At 63.4% G+C, this 17,768-nt stretch carries 18 protein-coding genes; 13 read left to right on the forward strand and 5 right to left on the reverse strand.

All coding sequences use genetic code 11. The annotated features are described in order from the left end of the window. Positions 1-20 precede the first annotated feature (20 nt). The 3 genes from dapD (at position 21) to P3C50_RS20365 (ending at position 2,863) form a co-directional block, all read left to right on the forward strand. Positions 21-1,055, forward strand: coding sequence for a 2,3,4,5-tetrahydropyridine-2,6-dicarboxylate N-succinyltransferase (gene dapD, locus P3C50_RS20355; RefSeq protein WP_275547345.1), 1,035 nt, complete (start codon positions 21-23; stop codon positions 1,053-1,055). 73 nt (positions 1,056-1,128) lie between these two features. Beyond that, positions 1,129-2,334 carry an aminotransferase class V-fold PLP-dependent enzyme gene (locus tag P3C50_RS20360; RefSeq protein WP_275547346.1) on the forward strand — a complete coding sequence of 402 codons (1,206 nt, stop codon included), beginning with the start codon at positions 1,129-1,131 and terminating at the stop codon, positions 2,332-2,334. Between the two features lie 115 nt (positions 2,335-2,449). After that, positions 2,450-2,863 carry a SufE family protein gene (locus P3C50_RS20365; RefSeq protein ID WP_275547347.1) on the forward strand — a complete coding sequence of 138 codons (414 nt, stop codon included), beginning with the start codon at positions 2,450-2,452 and terminating at the stop codon, positions 2,861-2,863. 88 nt (positions 2,864-2,951) lie between these two features. Here the strand turns inward: P3C50_RS20365 and P3C50_RS20370 are convergent, their stop codons facing one another. From P3C50_RS20370 to tcdA, 3 genes are all read right to left on the reverse strand, one after another. Next, positions 2,952-3,431, reverse strand: a complete 480-nt coding sequence (locus tag P3C50_RS20370) for a DUF1456 family protein (RefSeq protein ID WP_275547348.1) — start codon at positions 3,429-3,431, stop codon at positions 2,952-2,954. Between the two features lie 39 nt (positions 3,432-3,470). Continuing rightward, positions 3,471-4,310, reverse strand: a complete 840-nt coding sequence (locus P3C50_RS20375; RefSeq protein ID WP_275547349.1) for a substrate-binding periplasmic protein — start codon at positions 4,308-4,310, stop codon at positions 3,471-3,473. 76 nt (positions 4,311-4,386) lie between these two features. Then, positions 4,387-5,187, reverse strand: coding sequence for a tRNA cyclic N6-threonylcarbamoyladenosine(37) synthase TcdA (gene tcdA, locus P3C50_RS20380; protein ID WP_275547350.1), 801 nt, complete (start codon positions 5,185-5,187; stop codon positions 4,387-4,389). 197 nt (positions 5,188-5,384) lie between these two features. Between tcdA and dapE the strand changes: the two genes are divergently transcribed. The 4 genes from dapE to P3C50_RS20400 all read left to right on the forward strand — a co-directional run bounded on the left by dapE (position 5,385) and on the right by P3C50_RS20400 (position 8,494). Next, a complete protein-coding gene (gene dapE / locus P3C50_RS20385) occupies positions 5,385-6,527 on the forward strand; it encodes a succinyl-diaminopimelate desuccinylase (RefSeq protein ID WP_275547351.1) in 1,143 nt (380 codons plus the stop codon). Further along, on the forward strand, positions 6,524-7,336 hold the full coding sequence (locus tag P3C50_RS20390) for a putative RNA methyltransferase (RefSeq protein ID WP_275547352.1): 813 nt from the start codon (positions 6,524-6,526) through the stop codon (positions 7,334-7,336). The genes dapE and P3C50_RS20390 overlap by 4 nt, the downstream gene beginning before the upstream one ends. Positions 7,337-7,341: 5 nt before the next feature. Continuing rightward, complete coding sequence (locus tag P3C50_RS20395) at positions 7,342-7,713, forward strand: hypothetical protein (RefSeq protein WP_275547353.1); 372 nt, start codon at positions 7,342-7,344, stop codon at positions 7,711-7,713. 199 nt (positions 7,714-7,912) lie between these two features. Beyond that, positions 7,913-8,494 (forward strand): sugar O-acetyltransferase, encoded by a 582-nt coding sequence (locus tag P3C50_RS20400; protein WP_275547354.1) that lies wholly within the window; start codon positions 7,913-7,915, stop codon positions 8,492-8,494. A 108-nt stretch (positions 8,495-8,602) separates the two neighbouring features. On the opposite strand, the gene P3C50_RS20405 is transcribed toward P3C50_RS20400, so the two are convergent. Beyond that, positions 8,603-8,812 (reverse strand): cold-shock protein, encoded by a 210-nt coding sequence (locus P3C50_RS20405; RefSeq protein WP_197857822.1) that lies wholly within the window; start codon positions 8,810-8,812, stop codon positions 8,603-8,605. A 583-nt stretch (positions 8,813-9,395) separates the two neighbouring features. Here P3C50_RS20405 and P3C50_RS20410 point away from each other — a divergent pair. The 6 genes from P3C50_RS20410 (at position 9,396) to P3C50_RS20435 (ending at position 15,739) form a co-directional block, all read left to right on the forward strand. Beyond that, positions 9,396-9,944 carry a tetratricopeptide repeat protein gene (locus tag P3C50_RS20410; RefSeq protein WP_275547355.1) on the forward strand — a complete coding sequence of 183 codons (549 nt, stop codon included), beginning with the start codon at positions 9,396-9,398 and terminating at the stop codon, positions 9,942-9,944. 104 nt (positions 9,945-10,048) lie between these two features. After that, a complete protein-coding gene (locus P3C50_RS20415) occupies positions 10,049-10,486 on the forward strand; it encodes a DUF695 domain-containing protein (RefSeq protein WP_197857821.1) in 438 nt (145 codons plus the stop codon). Between the two features lie 225 nt (positions 10,487-10,711). Beyond that, positions 10,712-11,104, forward strand: coding sequence for a hypothetical protein (locus tag P3C50_RS20420; protein ID WP_197857820.1), 393 nt, complete (start codon positions 10,712-10,714; stop codon positions 11,102-11,104). Between the two features lie 134 nt (positions 11,105-11,238). After that, a complete protein-coding gene (locus P3C50_RS20425) occupies positions 11,239-12,081 on the forward strand; it encodes an EamA family transporter (protein WP_197857819.1) in 843 nt (280 codons plus the stop codon). 361 nt (positions 12,082-12,442) lie between these two features. Beyond that, positions 12,443-14,926 carry a glycerol-3-phosphate 1-O-acyltransferase PlsB gene (gene plsB, locus P3C50_RS20430; protein ID WP_275547356.1) on the forward strand — a complete coding sequence of 828 codons (2,484 nt, stop codon included), beginning with the start codon at positions 12,443-12,445 and terminating at the stop codon, positions 14,924-14,926. A gap of 99 nt (positions 14,927-15,025) precedes the next feature. Then, on the forward strand, positions 15,026-15,739 hold the full coding sequence (locus P3C50_RS20435) for a trypsin-like peptidase domain-containing protein (protein WP_275547357.1): 714 nt from the start codon (positions 15,026-15,028) through the stop codon (positions 15,737-15,739). Positions 15,740-16,095: 356 nt separating this feature from the next. On the opposite strand, the gene P3C50_RS20440 is transcribed toward P3C50_RS20435, so the two are convergent. Then, positions 16,096-17,703 carry a malate:quinone oxidoreductase gene (locus tag P3C50_RS20440; RefSeq protein WP_275547358.1) on the reverse strand — a complete coding sequence of 536 codons (1,608 nt, stop codon included), beginning with the start codon at positions 17,701-17,703 and terminating at the stop codon, positions 16,096-16,098. Positions 17,704-17,768 lie beyond the last annotated feature (65 nt).

The following is a 17,768-nucleotide window of genomic DNA, read 5'->3' on the forward strand; positions in this document are numbered from 1 at the left end:
TCGTTGCAAGGAACCCATCTATGAGCACCTCCCTCTTCAGCATCGCCTTCGGCGTTGGCACCCAGAACCGCCAGGGCAACTGGCTGGAAGTCTTCTATGCACTGCCGCTGCTCAATCCGACCAGCGAACTGGTGGCCAAGGCCGCCGAGAAGCTCGGCTATCAGGGCGGCAACCAGGCCATCGCCTTCAGCACTGCACAAGCTGCCGATCTGGCTGAAGCGCTGAAAGGCGTGGACGCGGCTCAAGCGGCACTGCTGACCCGCCTGGCCGAAAGCCACAACCCGCTGGTCGCCACTTTCCTGGCTGAGGATGCTGCACCGACCAGCACCCCGGAGGCCTATCTCAAGCTGCACCTGCTGTCGCATCGTCTGGTCAAGCCACACGGCCTGAGCCTGGCGGGCATCTTCCCGCTGCTGCCCAACGTCGCCTGGACCAGCCAGGGTGCTGTCGACCTGAACGAGCTGGCCGAGCGTCAGCTGGAAGCGCGCCTGAAGGGCGAGCTTCTGGAAGTGTTCTCGGTGGATAAATTCCCGAAAATGACCGACTACGTGATGCCGGCTGGCGTACGTATCGCCGACAGTGCTCGCGTGCGCCTGGGTGCCTACATCGGCGAAGGCACCACCGTGATGCACGAAGGTTTCGTCAACTTCAACGGCGGTACCGAAGGTCCGGGCATGATCGAAGGCCGTGTCTCCGCTGGCGTGTTCGTCGGCAAGGGATCGGACCTGGGCGGCGGCTGCTCTACCATGGGCACCCTGTCCGGCGGCGGCAACATCATCATCAGCGTTGGCGAAGGTTGCCTGATCGGCGCCAACGCAGGCATCGGTATCCCGCTGGGCGACCGCAATACCGTGGAAGCCGGCCTGTACATCACCGCCGGCACCAAGGTGAACCTGCTCGACGAGGGCAACGCCCTGGTCAAGGTGGTCAAGGCGCGCGACCTGGCTGGCCAGCCAGACCTGCTGTTCCGTCGCAACTCGCTGACCGGTGCCGTGGAGTGCAAGACCCACAAGTCGGCCATTGAGCTGAACGAAGCCCTGCACGCTCACAACTAAGAGGCAGCGCCAAGCTGCAAGCTACAAGCCGCAAGCGTTGCGGCTCGAACTTGCAGCTTGCGGCTTGAAGCTCATGGCTCTCAACTCCCCCTGGCGTGCCGATTTCCCCGGCATTCTCGCTCTCGCAGCCGAAGGCCAGACCTATCTGGACAGCGCCGCCACTGCGCAGAAACCGCAGGCGGTGCTGGACGCTCTGCTCGGCTACCTGGCCAGCGGCGTTGCCAACGTGCATCGTGCCCAGCACCTGCCAGGCGAGCGCGCCACCCGCACCTTCGAGGCGACACGCAGCAAGGCTGCGCAGTGGCTGAATGCGGCCAGCGCCGAGGAGATCATCTTTACCCGCGGCAGTACCGAATCGCTGAACCTGCTGGCCTACGGCCTGGAGCACCTGTTGCAACCCGGCGAGCAGATCGTTATCAGCGCGCTAGAGCACCACGCCAACCTGCTGCCCTGGCAGCAACTGGCCAAGCGCCGGGATCTGGAGCTGGTGATCCTGCCGCTGGATGATACGGGGACGATCGATCTGGATCAGGCCGCCCGACTGATCGGCCCACGCACCCGCCTGCTGGCGGTTTCGCAGCTGTCCAACGTGCTTGGTCGCTGGCAACCGCTGCCCGAACTGCTGGCCCTGGCGCGTGCGCAAGGCACCTTCACTGTAGTGGATGGGGCCCAGGGAGCGGTGCATGGTCGGCATGATATGCAGGCGCTGGGCTGCGACTTCTACGTGTGCTCGTCGCACAAGCTCTACGGCCCCGACGGCGTCGGCCTGCTTTACGGGCGAAGCGAGGCGCTTGGCCAACTGCGGCATTGGCAATTCGGCGGCGAGATGGTGCTCGACGCCGACTATCAGCACGCGCGCTTTCGCCCGGCGCCGCTCGGTTTCGAGGCCGGCACACCGGCCGTGTCCGCCGTGATAGCACTGGGCGCTGCGCTGGATTGGCTGAGCGGTTTGGATGACGCGGCCATGGCCCGGCATGAAGCGGCCCTGCATGCCGAACTGCTGGCCGGTCTGCAAGCCCGTGACGGCATTCGTCTGCTTGGCCAGCCGCAGTTGGCGCTGGCCGGCTTCTGCGTCGACGGCATCCATAACGCCGACCTGGCGCACCTGCTGACCGAACAGGGTATCGCCGTACGGGCCGGTCACCACTGCGCCATGCCACTGATGAAAAGCCTGGGCCTCAGTGGTGCGATTCGTGTCTCGCTCGGCCTGTACAACGATGGCGAAGATCTGCAGCGATTCTTCAGCGCCCTGGATAGTGCTTTGGAGCTGCTTCGATGAACACCACGAACGCCCCCTGTGGGAGCGGACTTGTCCGCGAATGTCGTATTCGCAAGATTCGCGGACAAGTCCGCTCCCACAATTCGGGCTGTGCTGCGGCGCAGAGTGTCAGGGCATGCCACTGACCGCTCAGGCCCAACAGGCTCTCGAGGCCTTCGCTTCCTGCCCCGGCTGGGAGCAGCGCGCGCGCCTGCTGATGCAATGGGGTGAGCGCCTTGAACCACTCGGCGATGAAGAGCGCCAGGAACACAATCGGGTGCATGGCTGCGAAAGCCTGGTCTGGCTCGTTGCCGAGCGACGCGACGGGCGGCTGCACTTTCGCGCCAGCAGCGATGCCCGCCTGCTGCGTGGTCTGCTCGCGGTGCTGCTGGTACGCGTCGAGGGCTTGAGCGATACCGAGTTGGCAACGCTCGATCTAGCCGACTGGTTCAACCAGCTGGGCCTGCAGCGCCAGCTATCGCCCTCGCGCAGCAATGGCCTCAATGCCGTACTGCAACGTATACGCGAGCTTGCGGGTCGATCAGCCTAAAACCCATTCGTCGCGAGGCGCGACTGCTACAGGAAAACTGCCGACACACCATCGCGTAGGAGCACCGCCGCGGGCGAAGCTCTTACGCTCAGATGAGCGAGTCGCCCTTGCCCCGCTCTCGCTGCGTCAAGCCGCGCAGGAAATTGCGCAGAATCTGGTCACCACACTCGCGGTAGTGCTTGTGGCCCGGCGCGCGAAACAAGGCGCCCAGTTCGGCCTTCGTCATCGGCAGATCGGCGGTTTGCAGAATCGCCTGAATATCATCGTCGCGCAGCTCGAAAGCCACACGCAGCTTCTTCAGGATCAGGTTGTTGCTCAGGCGTTTTTCCACCGGTAAACGCGGTCGGCTGTCGTCCTTGCCACGCTTGTGGAACACCAGGCCTTCGAGCACATGAGCCAGCAGCACATCGCTGCAGGAGCGGTAACCCGGCTCATCCTCACGCAGCAGGCAAGCCGGGATCAGCCCCGGCTCGACGAGATAGTCCGCCAACTGGCAGAACGCTTCCAGCGTGCCATCGCTGACATCCAGCAGATAGCGCAGGCTGCGCAGCACATCGTTATTGAGCATGCAGAAAATTCTCGAAGGAAGAAGGTCGGCAGCTGCGGCTCAGTTCCGCAGCGCCTCGGCCGGGGCGCCCGGTTTCCAGTCATCGGCGTTACCGGAATTGAGCGCCTGCTGCAGACGCTGCAGATCGCCACGCTCGGCAATTGTACGCAACCCGGCGTTGAACAGGCGCAGCAACCGGGCGCTCTCGGGATCGTCCTTGCGAAACAGCATGCGCAGTGGCTCGGTATTCAGCTGACGCGGGTGATGAACGATGCTGCCGCGTTCCAGCGGAAACAGACGGCGCAGCATCGCATACCCCACCGCCCTGTCCTGCGGGTGCAAATCGATCCGGCCTAGTTGCAACAGCCGAAAGCCGATGTCGTCGTTGCGCGCCTGCTCCACCTGCAAGCGCCCCTGCTGCAGCGCCTCATCGAAAACCGGCCCATAGGAGTAGCCGAGCGTGACGCCAACACGGTAACGCCTCAGATCATCGATGCTCTGCCAGTCCATTGGATGATCGACGCGGTGAAACAGGACGATCTCGCCGCGCACCATCGGGTCGCTGCAAATGGCATAGCTGAGTCGGCCGGGGGTGCAACTGTAGGGCATGATCGCGTCCAGCTGACCTTGCTGCAGCATCAGCACGTTACGATCCCAGGGGTAATAGAGAAATTCGACGCGATAACCCGCCTCGTTGAAGATGGCGCTGATCAGGCGCCCCAAGGCCCCTCCGTCCAGCCGGGACCGGTCGACATAGGGCTGCCAATCGCTGGTGCCGATGCGCAGAGTCTTTGGCGCCTCGTGTGCGGTGCCGGCGCTCACAGTCAGGCTCAACAACAGCGCAGCGAGCATCCTTGCCCACGCTGCACGCACGACCTGACGGCCAAACCAATCTGTCACAACTCACCTCATGCACATTGCTCGAAGCATCCGTGCTACACGAAGAACAGGCGCCATACGCCCGCAAAGATCACTGCTACTGACGCTCTGCCGGGCGACGCGCCCCGGCCACCAGCTTGTCCACCAGCCTGGCCGCCGCGGCCATGCCGAAGCTGGCGGTAACCATCATCACCGCGCCGAAGCCGCCGGCGCAGTCGAGTTTCACCCCTTCACCGACGAAGCCCTTGGCCTGGCACACCGTGCCATCGGGCTTGGGGTAGCGCAGTTGCTCGGTGGAGAACACGCAGGGCACGCTGTAAGTGCGGCCCGGCGTGCGGGAAAAGCCATAGTCTCGGCGCAGCATCGAGCGCACCTTGGCAGCCAGCGGGTCGTTGAAGGTCTTGTTCAGGTCGGTGACCTGAATCTGCGTCGGGTCGACCTGCCCGCCCGCACCGCCGGTCGTGACGATCTGGATCTTGCGGCGCTTGCACCAGGCGATCAGCGCGGCCTTGGCCGGCACGCTGTCGATACAGTCGATAACCCCGTCGAGCTGCTCGGTGATGTACTCGGCCATGGTCTCGCGGGTGACGAAATCGGCGACGGCGTGTACCACGCAAGCCGGGTTGATAGCGCGGATGCGCGCAGCCATCTCGTCGACCTTGGCCTTGCCCACGGCCCCTTCGACGGCATGCACCTGGCGATTGGTGTTGGTGATGCAGACATCGTCAAGGTCGAACAGGGAAATTTCGCCAACCCCCGAACGCGCCAGCGCCTCGGCCGCCCAGGAGCCCACGCCGCCGATGCCGACCACCGCCACGTGCGCCGCAGCCAGGCGCTGATAGCCCTCCTGGCCGTAAAGCCGGGCTATGCCGCCGAATCGCTGATCGTCTGTATTCATTTATCCCCCTGCTGGACGGCGCGCATTATAGAGATAGCACCCTGCCCACCCAAGCCTGTCGTGCAGGTCAACCGTCGCCTGGCGAAACAGGCGGCATGAAAGCCAATGCGCCACGCGGCGCGCCTGATGACCTGATCGGTAACGACTTTTGCTTTAAGATGGCCGACCTTCACGCCAGCCGCCGTACCGGAGCCGTAATGACCGCCACCCTCTCCCCGACCCTGGAACTCGCCTTCGACCTGATTCGTCGCCCATCCGTGACCCCGGTCGACGAAGGCTGCCAGGAACTGATGATGCGCCGCCTGGCCGCTTGTGGCTTCGAAGTCGAGCCCATGCGCATCGAAGAGGTGGAGAATTTCTGGGCCAGGCGCGGTGGCGACGGCCCGGTACTGTGCTTCGCCGGCCACACCGACGTGGTGCCCACCGGCCCGCTGGACGCCTGGCAGTACCAGCCGTTCGACGTACGCGTCGATGAAGAGGGCATGCTCTGCGGCCGTGGCGCAGCGGATATGAAGGGCAGCCTGGCGAGCATGATCATCGCCGTGGAGCGCTTCGTCGCCGACTATCCGAACCACAAGGGCGCCATCACCTTCCTGATCACCAGCGACGAAGAAGGCCCGGCCCAGCACGGCACCAAGGCGGTGGTCGAGCGCCTGCGCGAACGGGGCGAGCGCCTGGACTGGTGCATCGTTGGCGAACCGTCGAGCACCACCCTGCTCGGTGACGTGGTGAAGAACGGCCGTCGGGGCTCGCTCGGCTGCACCCTCACCGTGTACGGCAAGCAAGGTCACGTGGCCTACCCGCATCTGGCGAAGAACCCCATTCATCTCGCTTCTCCGGCACTGGCTGAACTGGCCGCCGAGCACTGGGATCATGGCAACGATTACTTCCCGCCGACCAGTTTTCAGGTCTCCAACCTCAACTCCGGCACAGGCGCTACCAACGTCATCCCCGGCGAACTGAAGGCGGTGTTCAACTTCCGCTTCTCTACCGAATCCACCGTCGAGGGCCTGCAGCAGCGCGTTACCGCCATCCTCGACAAACACGGCCTGGATTACCACCTGGAGTGGGCGCTGTCCGGCCTGCCCTTCCTCACCCAACCGGGCGAACTGCTCGATGCCGTGGCTGCCAGCATTAAAGGCGTCACCGGCCGCGAGACCACGCCGTCGACCAGCGGCGGCACCTCCGACGGTCGCTTCATCGCCACTCTGGGCACCCAGGTGGTCGAACTTGGCCCGGTTAACGCCACCATCCACCAGATCAACGAACGCGTACTGGCCAGCGACCTCGACCTGCTGACCGAGGTCTACTACCAGACGATGGTGAAACTGCTGGCATGAGCCTGATCTGCCCCCTCTGCCAGACGCCGCTCGAGCACAGCGGCAACGGCCTGGCCTGCGAAAACCGCCACAGCTTCGACCGCGCCCGGCAGGGCTACTACAACCTGCTGCCGGTGCAGCACAAGAACAGCCGTGACCCCGGCGACAACGCCGCCATGGTCGAGGCGCGCCGACGTTTTCTCGACGGTGATCACTATGCGCCGCTGGCCGCGCGCCTGGCAGCACTGGCGGCCGAATACCAGCCCGCACGCTGGCTGGATATCGGCTGCGGCGAGGGCTACTACACCGAGCAGATCGCCAGCGCCCTGCCGGCGGCAGACGGCTACGCCCTGGACATCTCCCGCGAGGCGGTCAAACGCGCCTGCAAACGCGCGCCGCAACTGAGTTGGCTGGTGGCGAGCATGGCCCGCGTACCATTGGCCGATGCCGGTTGCGAGCTGCTCGCCAGCGTGTTCAGCCCCCTGGACTGGAGCGAGGCCAAGCGCCTGCTCGCCCCCGGCGGCGGCCTGCTGCGCATGGGCCCGACCCGCGTGCACCTGATGGAACTACGGCAGAAGCTGTATGACGAGGTGCGCGACTACGACGACGAGAAGCACCTGGCGCTGATCCCGCCCGGCATGCACCTGGCGCATAGCGAAACCCTGCAGTTCCCGCTGCACCTGACCGAGGCTCAGGCCCGCGCCGACCTGCTGGCCATGACCCCGCACGGCTGGCGCGCCAGCGCCGAACGCCGCGAAGCGGTGATCGCCGAGCCCTTCGAAGTTACCGTCGCCATCCGCTACGATTGGATCGTCAAAACTCAGGAATGAACCCAATGCGCCAACCGGACATCGAGATCTACCTCAAAGACGCCGAACGCGACGCCGTGGCGCAATGGCTGGGTGAAGCCCTCGGCCCGTGCAGCGCCTGGCAGCAGAAGGGCCAGACCTTCAAATGCCAGGCGGGCGACGTGCCGGTGACCTGGCTGCCGAAAGCCGTGGGCAAATGGCACAGCCTGTACCTGGAAAGCGACGCTACACCCTGGGCCGACGACCTGGCCTGCGCCCGCGCCGCCCATGCCGCGCTCGGCGTACAGGTGCGCTGCGCCCCTGGCACCTGGGTGGAAGACGAGAGCGACGAAGAAGCCGACCGCTGGATCAAGGTCGATGCCGACGGCGAAAGCGAGATCATCTGGCGCACGGACTGAACGCAAGGCCACCCAGGGCAACCGGTTCAATTGCAACGCCAGGTCTGCAATATCATTTGACCCTACCACCAGGCGTCTCGGGGTTCGCCGTATCTCTGCCGAGCAGGGCGGCTGCCCCTAACCCGGCAGCTGCCACTTTCCCGACGTCAGCCGGTCGAAGCTGAAGCCCTGGCAAAAAACCTCGATCGGAGCGACGTCCATGAACGAAGCCCAGAAGGCCGCAGCCGGCCTGCTCTACGATGCCAATCACGACCCCGAACTGCTCGCACAGCGGCTGCGCGCCAAGATCAAGTTGTTCAAGCTGAACGCCACCTGCCCGAGCGAGGTGCACAGCCGCGAGACACAACTGCGGGCGATCATCGCCAGCATTGGCGAAGGCTTCGTCATCGAAGGCCCCTTCCATTGCGACTATGGCCACAACATCCGCATCGGCAGGCACTTCTACGCCAACGTCAACCTAGTGATCCTCGATTGCGCCAGCGTGACCGTGGGCGACAACGTGTTCATCGCCCCCAACGTCGGCATCTACACCGCCGGGCACCCACTGGATGCCCAGCGGCGCAATGCCGGGCTGGAGTACGCGAAGCCGGTGAACATCGGCAATAACGTCTGGATAGGGGCTGACGTATCGATTCTGCCGGGCGTGACGATTGGCGACGACAGCGTGATCGGTGCCGGCAGCGTGGTGAATCGCTCGATTCCGCCGGGCGTTCTCGCCGCCGGAAATCCGTGCCGGGTGATCCGGCCGATAACCGATGCGCACGGACTGCTGCCGGGCTGAGTCCTCGCGCCGAAGGAAATGCTGATAACGGGCTGGAAGTCAGCCCGCGGATGAAAGGCACAAACGAAGAGGCCCGTCATCGACGGGCCTCTCGTTGGAGTCTGGAGCTCAGAGCGCGGAGACGTCTTCCGCCTGCAGGCCTTTCTGGCCCTGGGTCACGCCGAACTCGACCTTCTGGCCCTCGACCAGAGTACGGTGACCATCACCACGGATGGCGCGGTAGTGAACGAATACATCCGCGCCGCTTTCGCGTTGAATGAACCCGTAACCCTTGGAATCATTGAACCATTTGACGGTTCCGGTCTCACGATCTGCCATTACCAACTTCTCCAAACTCGCTATGTTTTTATTGTCCCCGAAGGCGCTTTGACGGCTCGGTAAAAACGTTCCCTCAGCGTTCGCCACTCCCGGCAATCGAGCATGGAGCAGGTAAAGCGATTCGCGTTCTTGCTTGAGCCGAAGGCCGAGTATAAAGCATGAATTGTGACTGAAAAGGACTTTTTAGAGCCCACTCTTTTCGCAGCCAGATGCGCTGTTCAGAGCGTTTTTTGTCGGTTTTTAGCCTGTAGATCGCGTAATTTTCTTCGCCTGCCACTGAACATGCCGCTGCCTTTCGGCATTGCGAAAAACCGGACATTTCGGCAAACGCAATCGTTGTCTTATATGGCGCCGTTGCGGTAAGCACTGCAGCATGGTGACGCGTTCCTTCTTCCCCTTGCCGTCACGAATAAGGAATTCGTGTTTGGAGAAATCCACATCTTGAGGCGACAGCGAGGTCTGCAGCACTGCGCCGGGTCGGCATGGACAGTGCCCTTGGAAATCGAATAGGTTCTACCGGCAACCTCGTTTTACGGTCGCCCCTGCCGCGGCCTGGTCGTTTGGCGATGCAAAAGGATGATGCATGCGTGCAATGCTATTGGTTCTGGTCTGCCTGCTGCCCCTCTGGGCCTCGGCCGAAGAGGCGCTGGGCAGGATGATCGAGCGCTACAACCAGGAAAGAACCGACGATTACCTGCACAAGCAATCGCTCGCCCTTCTGAGCCACGAGATCGGCATACGCCTGCTGGAAAATCAGGACTACGCGGCGTCGATTGCCTACTTCCAGACCGCACTGGATATCGACCAGAACCTTGATCCTGATGATCCCTACCTCGGCGGCCGCTGGACGTACCTCGGCCAGGCCTACATGTTCGACGGCCAGTTCCAGAAAGGGCTCGAATCACTTCGAACAGCGCTGGAGGTGGACGAGCTGCACTATCCGGCCGAACATCTCAATATCGGCATCGCCAATGGCAACATGGGTTGGGCGCTGATCCTGGCCAGACAGTACCGGCAGGCCAACGACCATCTGCAGATCGCCTGTGCCATCTTCACCAGACAGCTGGGGGAACAGGATAAGCAAACAGTGGATTGCCACAAGAAACTGGATATGACGCGCAAATATCTATAGCGAACCGGCTCGGGAGGTCGTGCACAGGCTTCACTTCAAGGGTATGAACGAACATCATGTGAATCGCCGTCTTTCTGTTGTTTTTACTAGCGGGAGCATCTTCCATGGAATCCACAGAACGCATCTGGTCAGTCGCCAAGGCAACGGTAGAAGGCAAACCGATCATCTATAAATTCGTCGCCGACGCTCCGCCCTTGGACATCCAGCAAAAGATGCCCTGGCTGACGGTCATTTCCTGGAAGTACGAGGCATCGGAAAACAACGGTTTGCCGTCGGCGCAGATCAACAAGGAGATGATTCGGCTCGAAGACGGGCTGGAGACCATAGGCGGCAGTGGCACGCTCTATCTGGATGCCTACACGGCAACCGGCAACGGCCTGAAGGAGTTCGTCTATTACATCGCCGACCGCGAAGCGTTCATGGCCAACGTCAACGAGGCGCTGAGCGATCACCCGGTCTACCCCATCGAGATCAATTTCTACGAGGACCGCGACTGGAGCGACCTGGCCAAGCTTCATCAGAGCATGAGCACCGTGCACTGACCTGCTGAGCGCGCCCCGAAACATCCTCTATTTCGACTTCAGCGAAACATGAGCGGGCCTGCTGGTCAGGCCCCTGGAGCAACTGGCGTCGACGAGATATTCAAGCGTGATGGGCGGGCCAGGTAACGGCTGAAATGCGATGTCGCGATGGGAACTTCATCTCAGGTGATGCCTTCGTTTCAAGGCTATGCTCCACCCGCTCGCTCCCCACAGGACGGAACCACCATGGGTTATATCGCACGCCACTTCAAATGGCTGATGCTGGTGTCCGGCGTTCTTACCGCCACCATGTTCTACGGTCTGTTTGCGCCACAAGAGGCGCTGCAATCGATGTTCGGCGCCTCCTTCGACGGGCCATTGCAATCTCTTGTTATTCGCAGCTGGTCGGCGCTGGTCGGGCTGATGGGCGTACTGTTGATCCATGGCGCATTGAACGCAGAACACCGGACGCTGTGCGCCGTGATTGCAGCGCTGAGCAAGGCCGTCTTCGTGTCGCTGCTAATCGTTCATGGTCAGGCGTATTTGGCCAAGGCTACTGCGGCGGTGGTTCTGGACGTGCTGGTTATCGTGTTCACCCTGCTCTATCTGCTGAGTACACGGCGACAGGCTATCGCTTGATGCGACGCGGCCGACGCACATTCGCTTGCGTCGACGCGGCCTGTAAAAACCAGCAGTCCTCTTGCTGTCACAGTCGTCAGCGATGCTGCTACGTTTCACCCAGCACCGCTTAATTTCTGCGCCAGAGGCTTTTCTTGGACACCACGGTCTTTCTCGCCGTCATCGCCGCCGCCGCCCTGCATGCCGGCTGGAACGCCCTGCTGAAGATCGGCCTCGACCGCTTCCTCAGCGCTACCCTGATTCAGATCGGCGCCGGCCTGGTGGCGCTGTGCGCGTTGCCACTGGTAGCACTGCCGCAGGTATCGGCCTGGCCATGGATCGCGCTGTCAGCGCTGCTGCACATCGGCTACAACTTCTTCCTCGCTCGCGCCTACCAATATGGTGACCTGGGCCAGGTCTACCCCATTGCGCGGGGCAGCTCGCCACTGATGGTCGCCCTGCTCTCGCTGCTGCTCTTGCACGACGGGCTCAGCTCCCTGCAACTGCTAGGCCTGCTGGTCTTGGTAATGGGCATCTGGCTGATGGCCCTGCGCGGTGGTCATCAGCAAGCGCCACAGGGGGCGATGCTGTTCTGTGCGTTGATGACGGCGCTGTTCATCGCCGGCTACACCCTCAGCGATGCCATGGGCGCGCGCGACAATGGCGATGCGCTGAGCTATTCGCTGTGGCTGTTCACGGTCAACGGCGTGGTGATGGCTGCGGTATTGGCCATCGCCCGCGGGCCACGTGCCTTTCTCCAACTGGGCCCGCACTGGCGCGGCGGACTGGCCGGCGGCGCGATGTCGATGGCCGCCTACACCATCGTCATCTGGGCCATGACCCAGGCGCCGGTCGCACTGGTCTCTGCCTTGCGCGAGACCAGCGTGGTGTTCGCCGTATTGCTGGGCATGGTACTGCTCAAGGAAACGCTGCGGCCGATTCGCCTGCTGGCCTGCGTGGTGATCGCCGCTGGCGTGGTGGTGATGAAGCTGGCGTAAGGGTGCCGCCTGAAGCCCACCCGATAAGGACAGTAGGAGCGAGCTCTGCTCGCGAATCCAAGCACAAAAGCTTCGCGAGCAGAGCTCGCTCCTACCAACTCTCCAAGCGCAACCACATAGCCAGAATGCGATCCATGCATCGGCCCAATCTGACTAAGCATTCCGTTCGGGAACCCGAGACACGGTTTGCAGTTCTGTTGATCAACGGGGGCTGAGCCGTCGAGTGTTTTTCCGTCATACGCCGCGGGCATGCTGGCTGGACTGACCGTCCGGACGCGATAGTTTTTTGCCGGCCAGACGGGCTTGCGGCACACTAGCGCCCTTCCCGAGCACCCGCTCGTTTAATTGCTCAAGAGTCCGTATGACCCGCTCCCCTTTCCGCCGCATGGCCTTCAGCGCGCTGCGCCGCCTGCTGTACCTCTGGGTACGCTCGGAAACCATCAACCAGTCTGCCTTCACTCTCAAGCTCGACCGCAGCAAGCCGGTGTTCTACGTGCTGCAGCAGCCGTCGGTGAGCGACCTGGCGGTGGTCGACCGCGAATGCACCAAGGCCGGTCTGCCACGCCCGGTACTGCCGGTGGCGGTCGGCGAGCACATGGAACCGGCGGCGTTCTTCTACCTGACGCCGGAGCCGGACTGGTTCGGCCGCCAGGACAAGCGTGGCATCTCGCCGACCCTCGATCGCGTAGTCACTGCCCTCAGCCAGCATGCCGTGGACGACGCGCAGATCGTGCCGGTCAGCGTGTTCTGGGGGCAGTCGCCGGACCGCGAGACCAGCGCCTGGAAGCTGCTGTTCGCCGACAGTTGGGCCGTCACCGGGCGCCTGCGCCGGCTGGTCAGCATCCTGATTCTCGGACGCAAGACCCGCGTGCAGTTCTCCACGCCGATTCACCTGCGCGAGCTGGTCGAGCAGGACAAGGGCCAGGAGCGCACCCTGCGCATGGTGCACCGCATCCTGCGTGTGCACTTCCGCAACCAGAAGGCGGCGGTGATCGGCCCGGACGTGTCGCACCGACGCAATCTGGTCAAGGGCCTGGTGCACGACCCGATGGTGCGCCAGGCGATTGCCGAGGAAGCCGAGCGCGAAAAGATCAGCCTAGAAAAAGCCGAAGCCCAGGCGCTGCGCTATGGCAACGAGATCGCCTCGGACTACACCTACACGGTGATTCGCTTCCTCGAACTGGTGCTCTCCTGGTTCTGGAACAAGATCTACGACGGCATCAAGGTGCACAACGTCGAAGGCGTGCGCGACATCGCCCAGGGCCACGAGGTGATCTACGTGCCCTGCCACCGCAGCCACATCGACTACCTGCTGCTGTCCTACCTGCTGTTTCGCAACGGCCTGACGCCGCCGCACATCGCCGCCGGCATCAACCTCAACATGCCGGTGATCGGCGGCCTGCTGCGCCGTGGCGGTGCCTTCTTCATGCGCCGCACCTTCAAGGGCAACCCGCTGTACACCGCGGTATTCAACGAATACCTGCACACCCTGTTCAGCAAGGGCTTCCCGGTGGAGTACTTCGTCGAGGGCGGGCGCTCGCGCACCGGGCGCATGCTGCAGCCGAAGACCGGCATGCTGGCCATCACCCTGCGCAGCTTCCTGCGCAGCCACCGCCTGCCCATCGTCTTCGTGCCGGTATACATCGGTTACGAGCGCGTGCTGGAGGGTCGTACCTACCTGGGCGAACTGCGCGGCGCGAGCAAGAAGAAGGAGTCGATCTTCGACCTGTTCAAGGTGCTCGGCGCGCTCAAGCAGCGCTTCGGCCAGGTCTCGGTGAACTTCGGCGAGCCGATCAAGCTGGCCGAGTTCCTCGACCAGCAGCAGCCCGGCTGGCGCCAGCAGGATCTGGGCCCGCAGTACCGCCCGGCCTGGCTGAGCGACACCACCAACCGCCTGGGCGAGCGTGTGGCACGCCACCTCAATGAGGCAGCATCGATCAACCCGGTCAACCTGGTGGCCCTGGCGCTGCTGTCCACCAGCAAGCTGGCCCTGGACGACCGCGCCCTGGCCCGTGTGCTCGACCTCTACCTGGCATTGCTGCGAGCAGTGCCCTACTCGCCGCATACCACCTTGCCGGATGGCGACGGCGCGGCGCTGATCGAGCACGTCAAGGGCATGGACCTGCTGGCCGAGCAGAAGGATGCGCTGGGCAAGATTCTCTATCTGGACGAGCAGAACGCCGTCCTGATGACCTACTACCGCAATAACGTTCTGCACATCTTCGCCTTGCCGGCGCTGCTGGCGAGCTTCTTCCAGAGCAGCGCACGGATCAGCCGCGAGCAGATTCTGCGCTACGCCGGCGCGCTGTATCCGTACCTACAGGCAGAACTGTTCATCCGCTGGGAGCAAAGTGAGCTCGAAGGCGTGATCGACCAGTGGCTGGCGGCGTTCGTCGAGCAGGGCCTGCTCAAGGTCGAAGGCGACGTGTACGTGCGCCCGGCGCCCAGCTCGCGCCAGTTCGTGCTGCTGACCCTGCTGTCGCGCTCGGTGGCGCAGACCCTGCAGCGCTTCTACATGGCTATTGCCCTTTTGCTCAATGCTGGGCAGAACGCGATCAGCGCCGAGGAACTAGAGAACCTGTGCACGGTGATGGCCCAGCGCCTGTCGATCCTGCATGGTCTGAATGCGCCGGAGTTCTTCGACAAGAGCCTGTTCCGTAACTTCATCCAGAGCCTGTTGGACCAGGGCGTGCTGCGCCAGGACGAAGCCGGCAAGCTCAGCCATCATCCGCTGCTAAGCGAACTGGCCGAAGGCGCTGCCAAGCGCGTGCTGCCGGCGGAGATTCGCCTGTCGATCCGCCAAGTGGCGCTGGATCGCAACGAGGACGAACCGGCAGCGCCTTGAAGCTCGCGTGGAGCCGTCCAGGCAGCGCCCCTTGCGGGCCGAACCCCTGCCGTGTTTCGTGGTCAGCACTAGGCCACAGACCGGCAGGAGGCCTTGGCCATGATCGATTCCCTGATGCTCAGCGCGACGCGCATCTCCACCCTGGCGGCCGGGCAGATATTGACCAACGCCAGCGGTTTCTTCTTCCGGCGCGACAACCGGCTGTTCCTGGTCACCAGTCGCCATGTGGCGCTCGACGAGCCCAGCGGTCATCGCCCTGACGCCCTGCAGATCGAGCTGCACACCGACCCTGGTAACCTAGCCAGCACGGCGAATTTCACCATCGCCCTGTACGACGGCGAGCGGCGCCTGTGGCGCCAGGGCATCGATGGTGCCGGCGAGATCGACGTGGCGGTGATCGAGCTGGATCGTTCCGCGTTACCGCCGGGCAGCGTTTACCAGGCCTTCAGTGAGCAGCACCTGCTGCAGGCCGACGAGCATGCGGAAATCGGCTCTACCCTATTGGTGGTGGGCTTCCCGCTGGGCTTTCAGGACAACCTGCACCGCATGCCGGTGGCGCGCCATGCCGGCCTGGCCTCCTCCTTCGGCCTGCGCTTCCAGGGGCTCGGCTACTTCCTCACCGACGGCCGCACCCACCGCGGCATCAGCGGCGCGCCGGTGGTCAAGCGCGCCAGCGTCGATGGCGAGCTGCCCTGGCACCTGCTCGGCATTCACTCCACCCGCCTGCTCGGCGACCGCGACGAGGAACAGGACGAAGCCCTGGGTCTGAACTGCACCTGGTATGCCGATATTCTGATGACGCTGACGGAATGAACGTAGCCCGGATGCAATCCGGGGAGCCAGGCCATGTCCAGTCGCGGCTAAAGCCCCTCCCACAGGCACGGCGGAATCTGTGGGAGGGGCTTTAGCCGCGATAGCTTTTCTGACGCTCGAGCGGCCCCCGGATTTCATCCATGCTGCGAAGCATGGATGGATCATCGCGGCTGAAGCCGCTCCTACGGTACGGGTGAATACCTGTAGGAGCGGCTTCAGCCGCGATCAGTCTGGCCATCAATGCGGACAGTCCCCGGATTCATCCGGGCTACTCGCCACGAAATACGAACGGCCGCCCAATAAAAAACCCGCCGTGCGCATCACGCAGGGCGGGTTCCTTCACAGCGTTTTAAGCCTTACAGCGTCACCGGCTTCGGCTCGGGCTCGGCGGCCATTTCCACGTCCGGCGCGACTTCGATGTGCTGCAGTTCGAGACGCTCGCTGCTCCACTGACGAATGCGGTTGGTCAGCGCCAGGTCATCGTTCAGCTTCTGCCCGTAGGACGGGATGATGTCCTTCAGGCGCGCCTGCCACTCGGGCGTGGCCACCTGTTCGGCGAAGGCCTTCTCGATCAGGTGCAGCATGATCGGCGCAGCGGTGGAAGCACCCGGCGAGGCGCCCAGCAGCGCACTGAGGCTGCCGTCGGCGGAGGTCACCACCTCGGTGCCGAACTGCAGCACGCCGCCCTTCTCGGCATCCTTCTTGATGATCTGCACACGCTGGCCGGCGGTGATTAGTTCCCAGTCGGCGTTCTGCGCCTCGGGGAAGTACTCGCGCAGCGAGGCCATGCGGTCCTCCTGACTGAGCATCAGCTGGCCCATCAGGTAGGTGCTCAGCGACCAGTTATCCATGCCGGCGTTGACCATCGGCAGGAAGTTGTCGGTGGTCATGCTGCTGAACATGTCGAGCAGCGAGCCATTCTTGAGGAACTTGGTGGAGAAGGTGGCGAACGGGCCGAACAGCAGCACGTTCTCGCCGTCGATCACGCGGGTGTCCAGGTGCGGCACGGACATCGGCGGCGAACCGACAGACGCCTTGCCGTACACCTTGGCCAGGTGCTGGGCAACGAGGTCCGGGTTGCGCGTCATCAGGAACTGGCCACCAACCGGGAAGCCGGCGTAGCCATCGGCTTCTTCGATGCCGGACTTCTGCAACAGCTTGAGCGCGCCACCACCGGCGCCGATGAACACGAAGCGTGCATTGATACTCTGCTCGGCGCCGCCCTTGGCCAGGTCGGCCACGGTCACACGCCAGGTGCCGTCGTCGTTGCGCTGCAGGTCGCGGACTTCATGCTCCAGATGCAGGCTGGCCTGCTCCTTGCCGATCAGCGCGTCGATCAGCTGACGGGTGATCTCACCGAAGTTGACGTCGGTGCCGATGGCCATACGGGTCGCAGCGACCTTCTGCTGCGGGTCGCGCCCCTGCATGATCAGCGGTACCCACTGGGCGATCTGCGCATGATCCTCGGTGAACTCCATACCGCGGAACAGGTTGCTGTGCTGCATCGCCGCGTGGCGCTTGCGCAGGTATTCGACGTTGTCATCGCCCCAGACGAAGCTCATGTGCGGGGTGATGTTGATGAAGCTCCTGGGCTTGCTCAGCACCTCGCGCTCGACCTGGGTGGCCCAGAACTGCTTGGAGATCTCGAACGACTCGTTGATCGCCACCGCCTTGCTGATGTCGATGCCACCGTCAGCGGTTTCCGGGGTGTAGTTCATCTCGCAGAACGCCGAGTGGCCGGTGCCGGCGTTGTTCCAGCCATTGGAGCTTTCGCCGGCGACGCGGTCGAGGCGCTCGTAGATTTCGATGCTCCAGTCCGGCTGCAGCTCGTGGAGGTAGGTGCCGAGGGTGGCGCTCATCACGCCAGCGCCGATCAGCAGCACGTCGACGGTTTTCTCGGGCTCGCGGGGTTTGGAGCAACCGATTACGCTGAGACAAAGCAGCGTCAGCAGGATTTTCTTCATGGGACAGTCCAGTATCGTCGCACGACGACAAGAGCCGTGCAGGCAAGGTTTCGGGCAGCGGCCGT

The organism is Pseudomonas sp. Marseille-Q0931, from assembly GCF_940789645.1.
In the GTDB taxonomy this organism is placed as follows: Bacteria; Pseudomonadota; Gammaproteobacteria; order Pseudomonadales; family Pseudomonadaceae; genus Aquipseudomonas.

Bases quoted from the DNA above. Each gene is read 5' to 3' on its own strand.
- P3C50_RS20415 (WP_197857821.1), top strand. From the start codon at position 10,049: ATGGAATCCACAGAACGCATCTGGTCAGTCGCCAAGGCAACGGTAGAA.
- P3C50_RS20420 (WP_197857820.1), top strand. From the start codon at position 10,712: ATGGGTTATATCGCACGCCACTTCAAATGGCTGATGCTGGTGTCCGGC.
- P3C50_RS20365 (WP_275547347.1), top strand. From the start codon at position 2,450: ATGCCACTGACCGCTCAGGCCCAACAGGCTCTCGAGGCCTTCGCTTCC.
- P3C50_RS20405 (WP_197857822.1), bottom strand. From the start codon at position 8,812: ATGGCAGATCGTGAGACCGGAACCGTCAAATGGTTCAATGATTCCAAG.
- P3C50_RS20410 (WP_275547355.1), top strand. From the start codon at position 9,396: ATGCGTGCAATGCTATTGGTTCTGGTCTGCCTGCTGCCCCTCTGGGCC.
- dapE (WP_275547351.1), top strand. From the start codon at position 5,385: ATGACCGCCACCCTCTCCCCGACCCTGGAACTCGCCTTCGACCTGATT.
- tcdA (WP_275547350.1), bottom strand. From the start codon at position 5,187: ATGAATACAGACGATCAGCGATTCGGCGGCATAGCCCGGCTTTACGGC.
- P3C50_RS20440 (WP_275547358.1), bottom strand. From the start codon at position 17,703: ATGAAGAAAATCCTGCTGACGCTGCTTTGTCTCAGCGTAATCGGTTGC.
- P3C50_RS20435 (WP_275547357.1), top strand. From the start codon at position 15,026: ATGATCGATTCCCTGATGCTCAGCGCGACGCGCATCTCCACCCTGGCG.
- plsB (WP_275547356.1), top strand. From the start codon at position 12,443: ATGACCCGCTCCCCTTTCCGCCGCATGGCCTTCAGCGCGCTGCGCCGC.
- P3C50_RS20390 (WP_275547352.1), top strand. From the start codon at position 6,524: ATGAGCCTGATCTGCCCCCTCTGCCAGACGCCGCTCGAGCACAGCGGC.
- dapD (WP_275547345.1), top strand. From the start codon at position 21: ATGAGCACCTCCCTCTTCAGCATCGCCTTCGGCGTTGGCACCCAGAAC.
- P3C50_RS20395 (WP_275547353.1), top strand. From the start codon at position 7,342: ATGCGCCAACCGGACATCGAGATCTACCTCAAAGACGCCGAACGCGAC.
- P3C50_RS20360 (WP_275547346.1), top strand. From the start codon at position 1,129: ATGGCTCTCAACTCCCCCTGGCGTGCCGATTTCCCCGGCATTCTCGCT.
- P3C50_RS20370 (WP_275547348.1), bottom strand. From the start codon at position 3,431: ATGCTCAATAACGATGTGCTGCGCAGCCTGCGCTATCTGCTGGATGTC.
- P3C50_RS20400 (WP_275547354.1), top strand. From the start codon at position 7,913: ATGAACGAAGCCCAGAAGGCCGCAGCCGGCCTGCTCTACGATGCCAAT.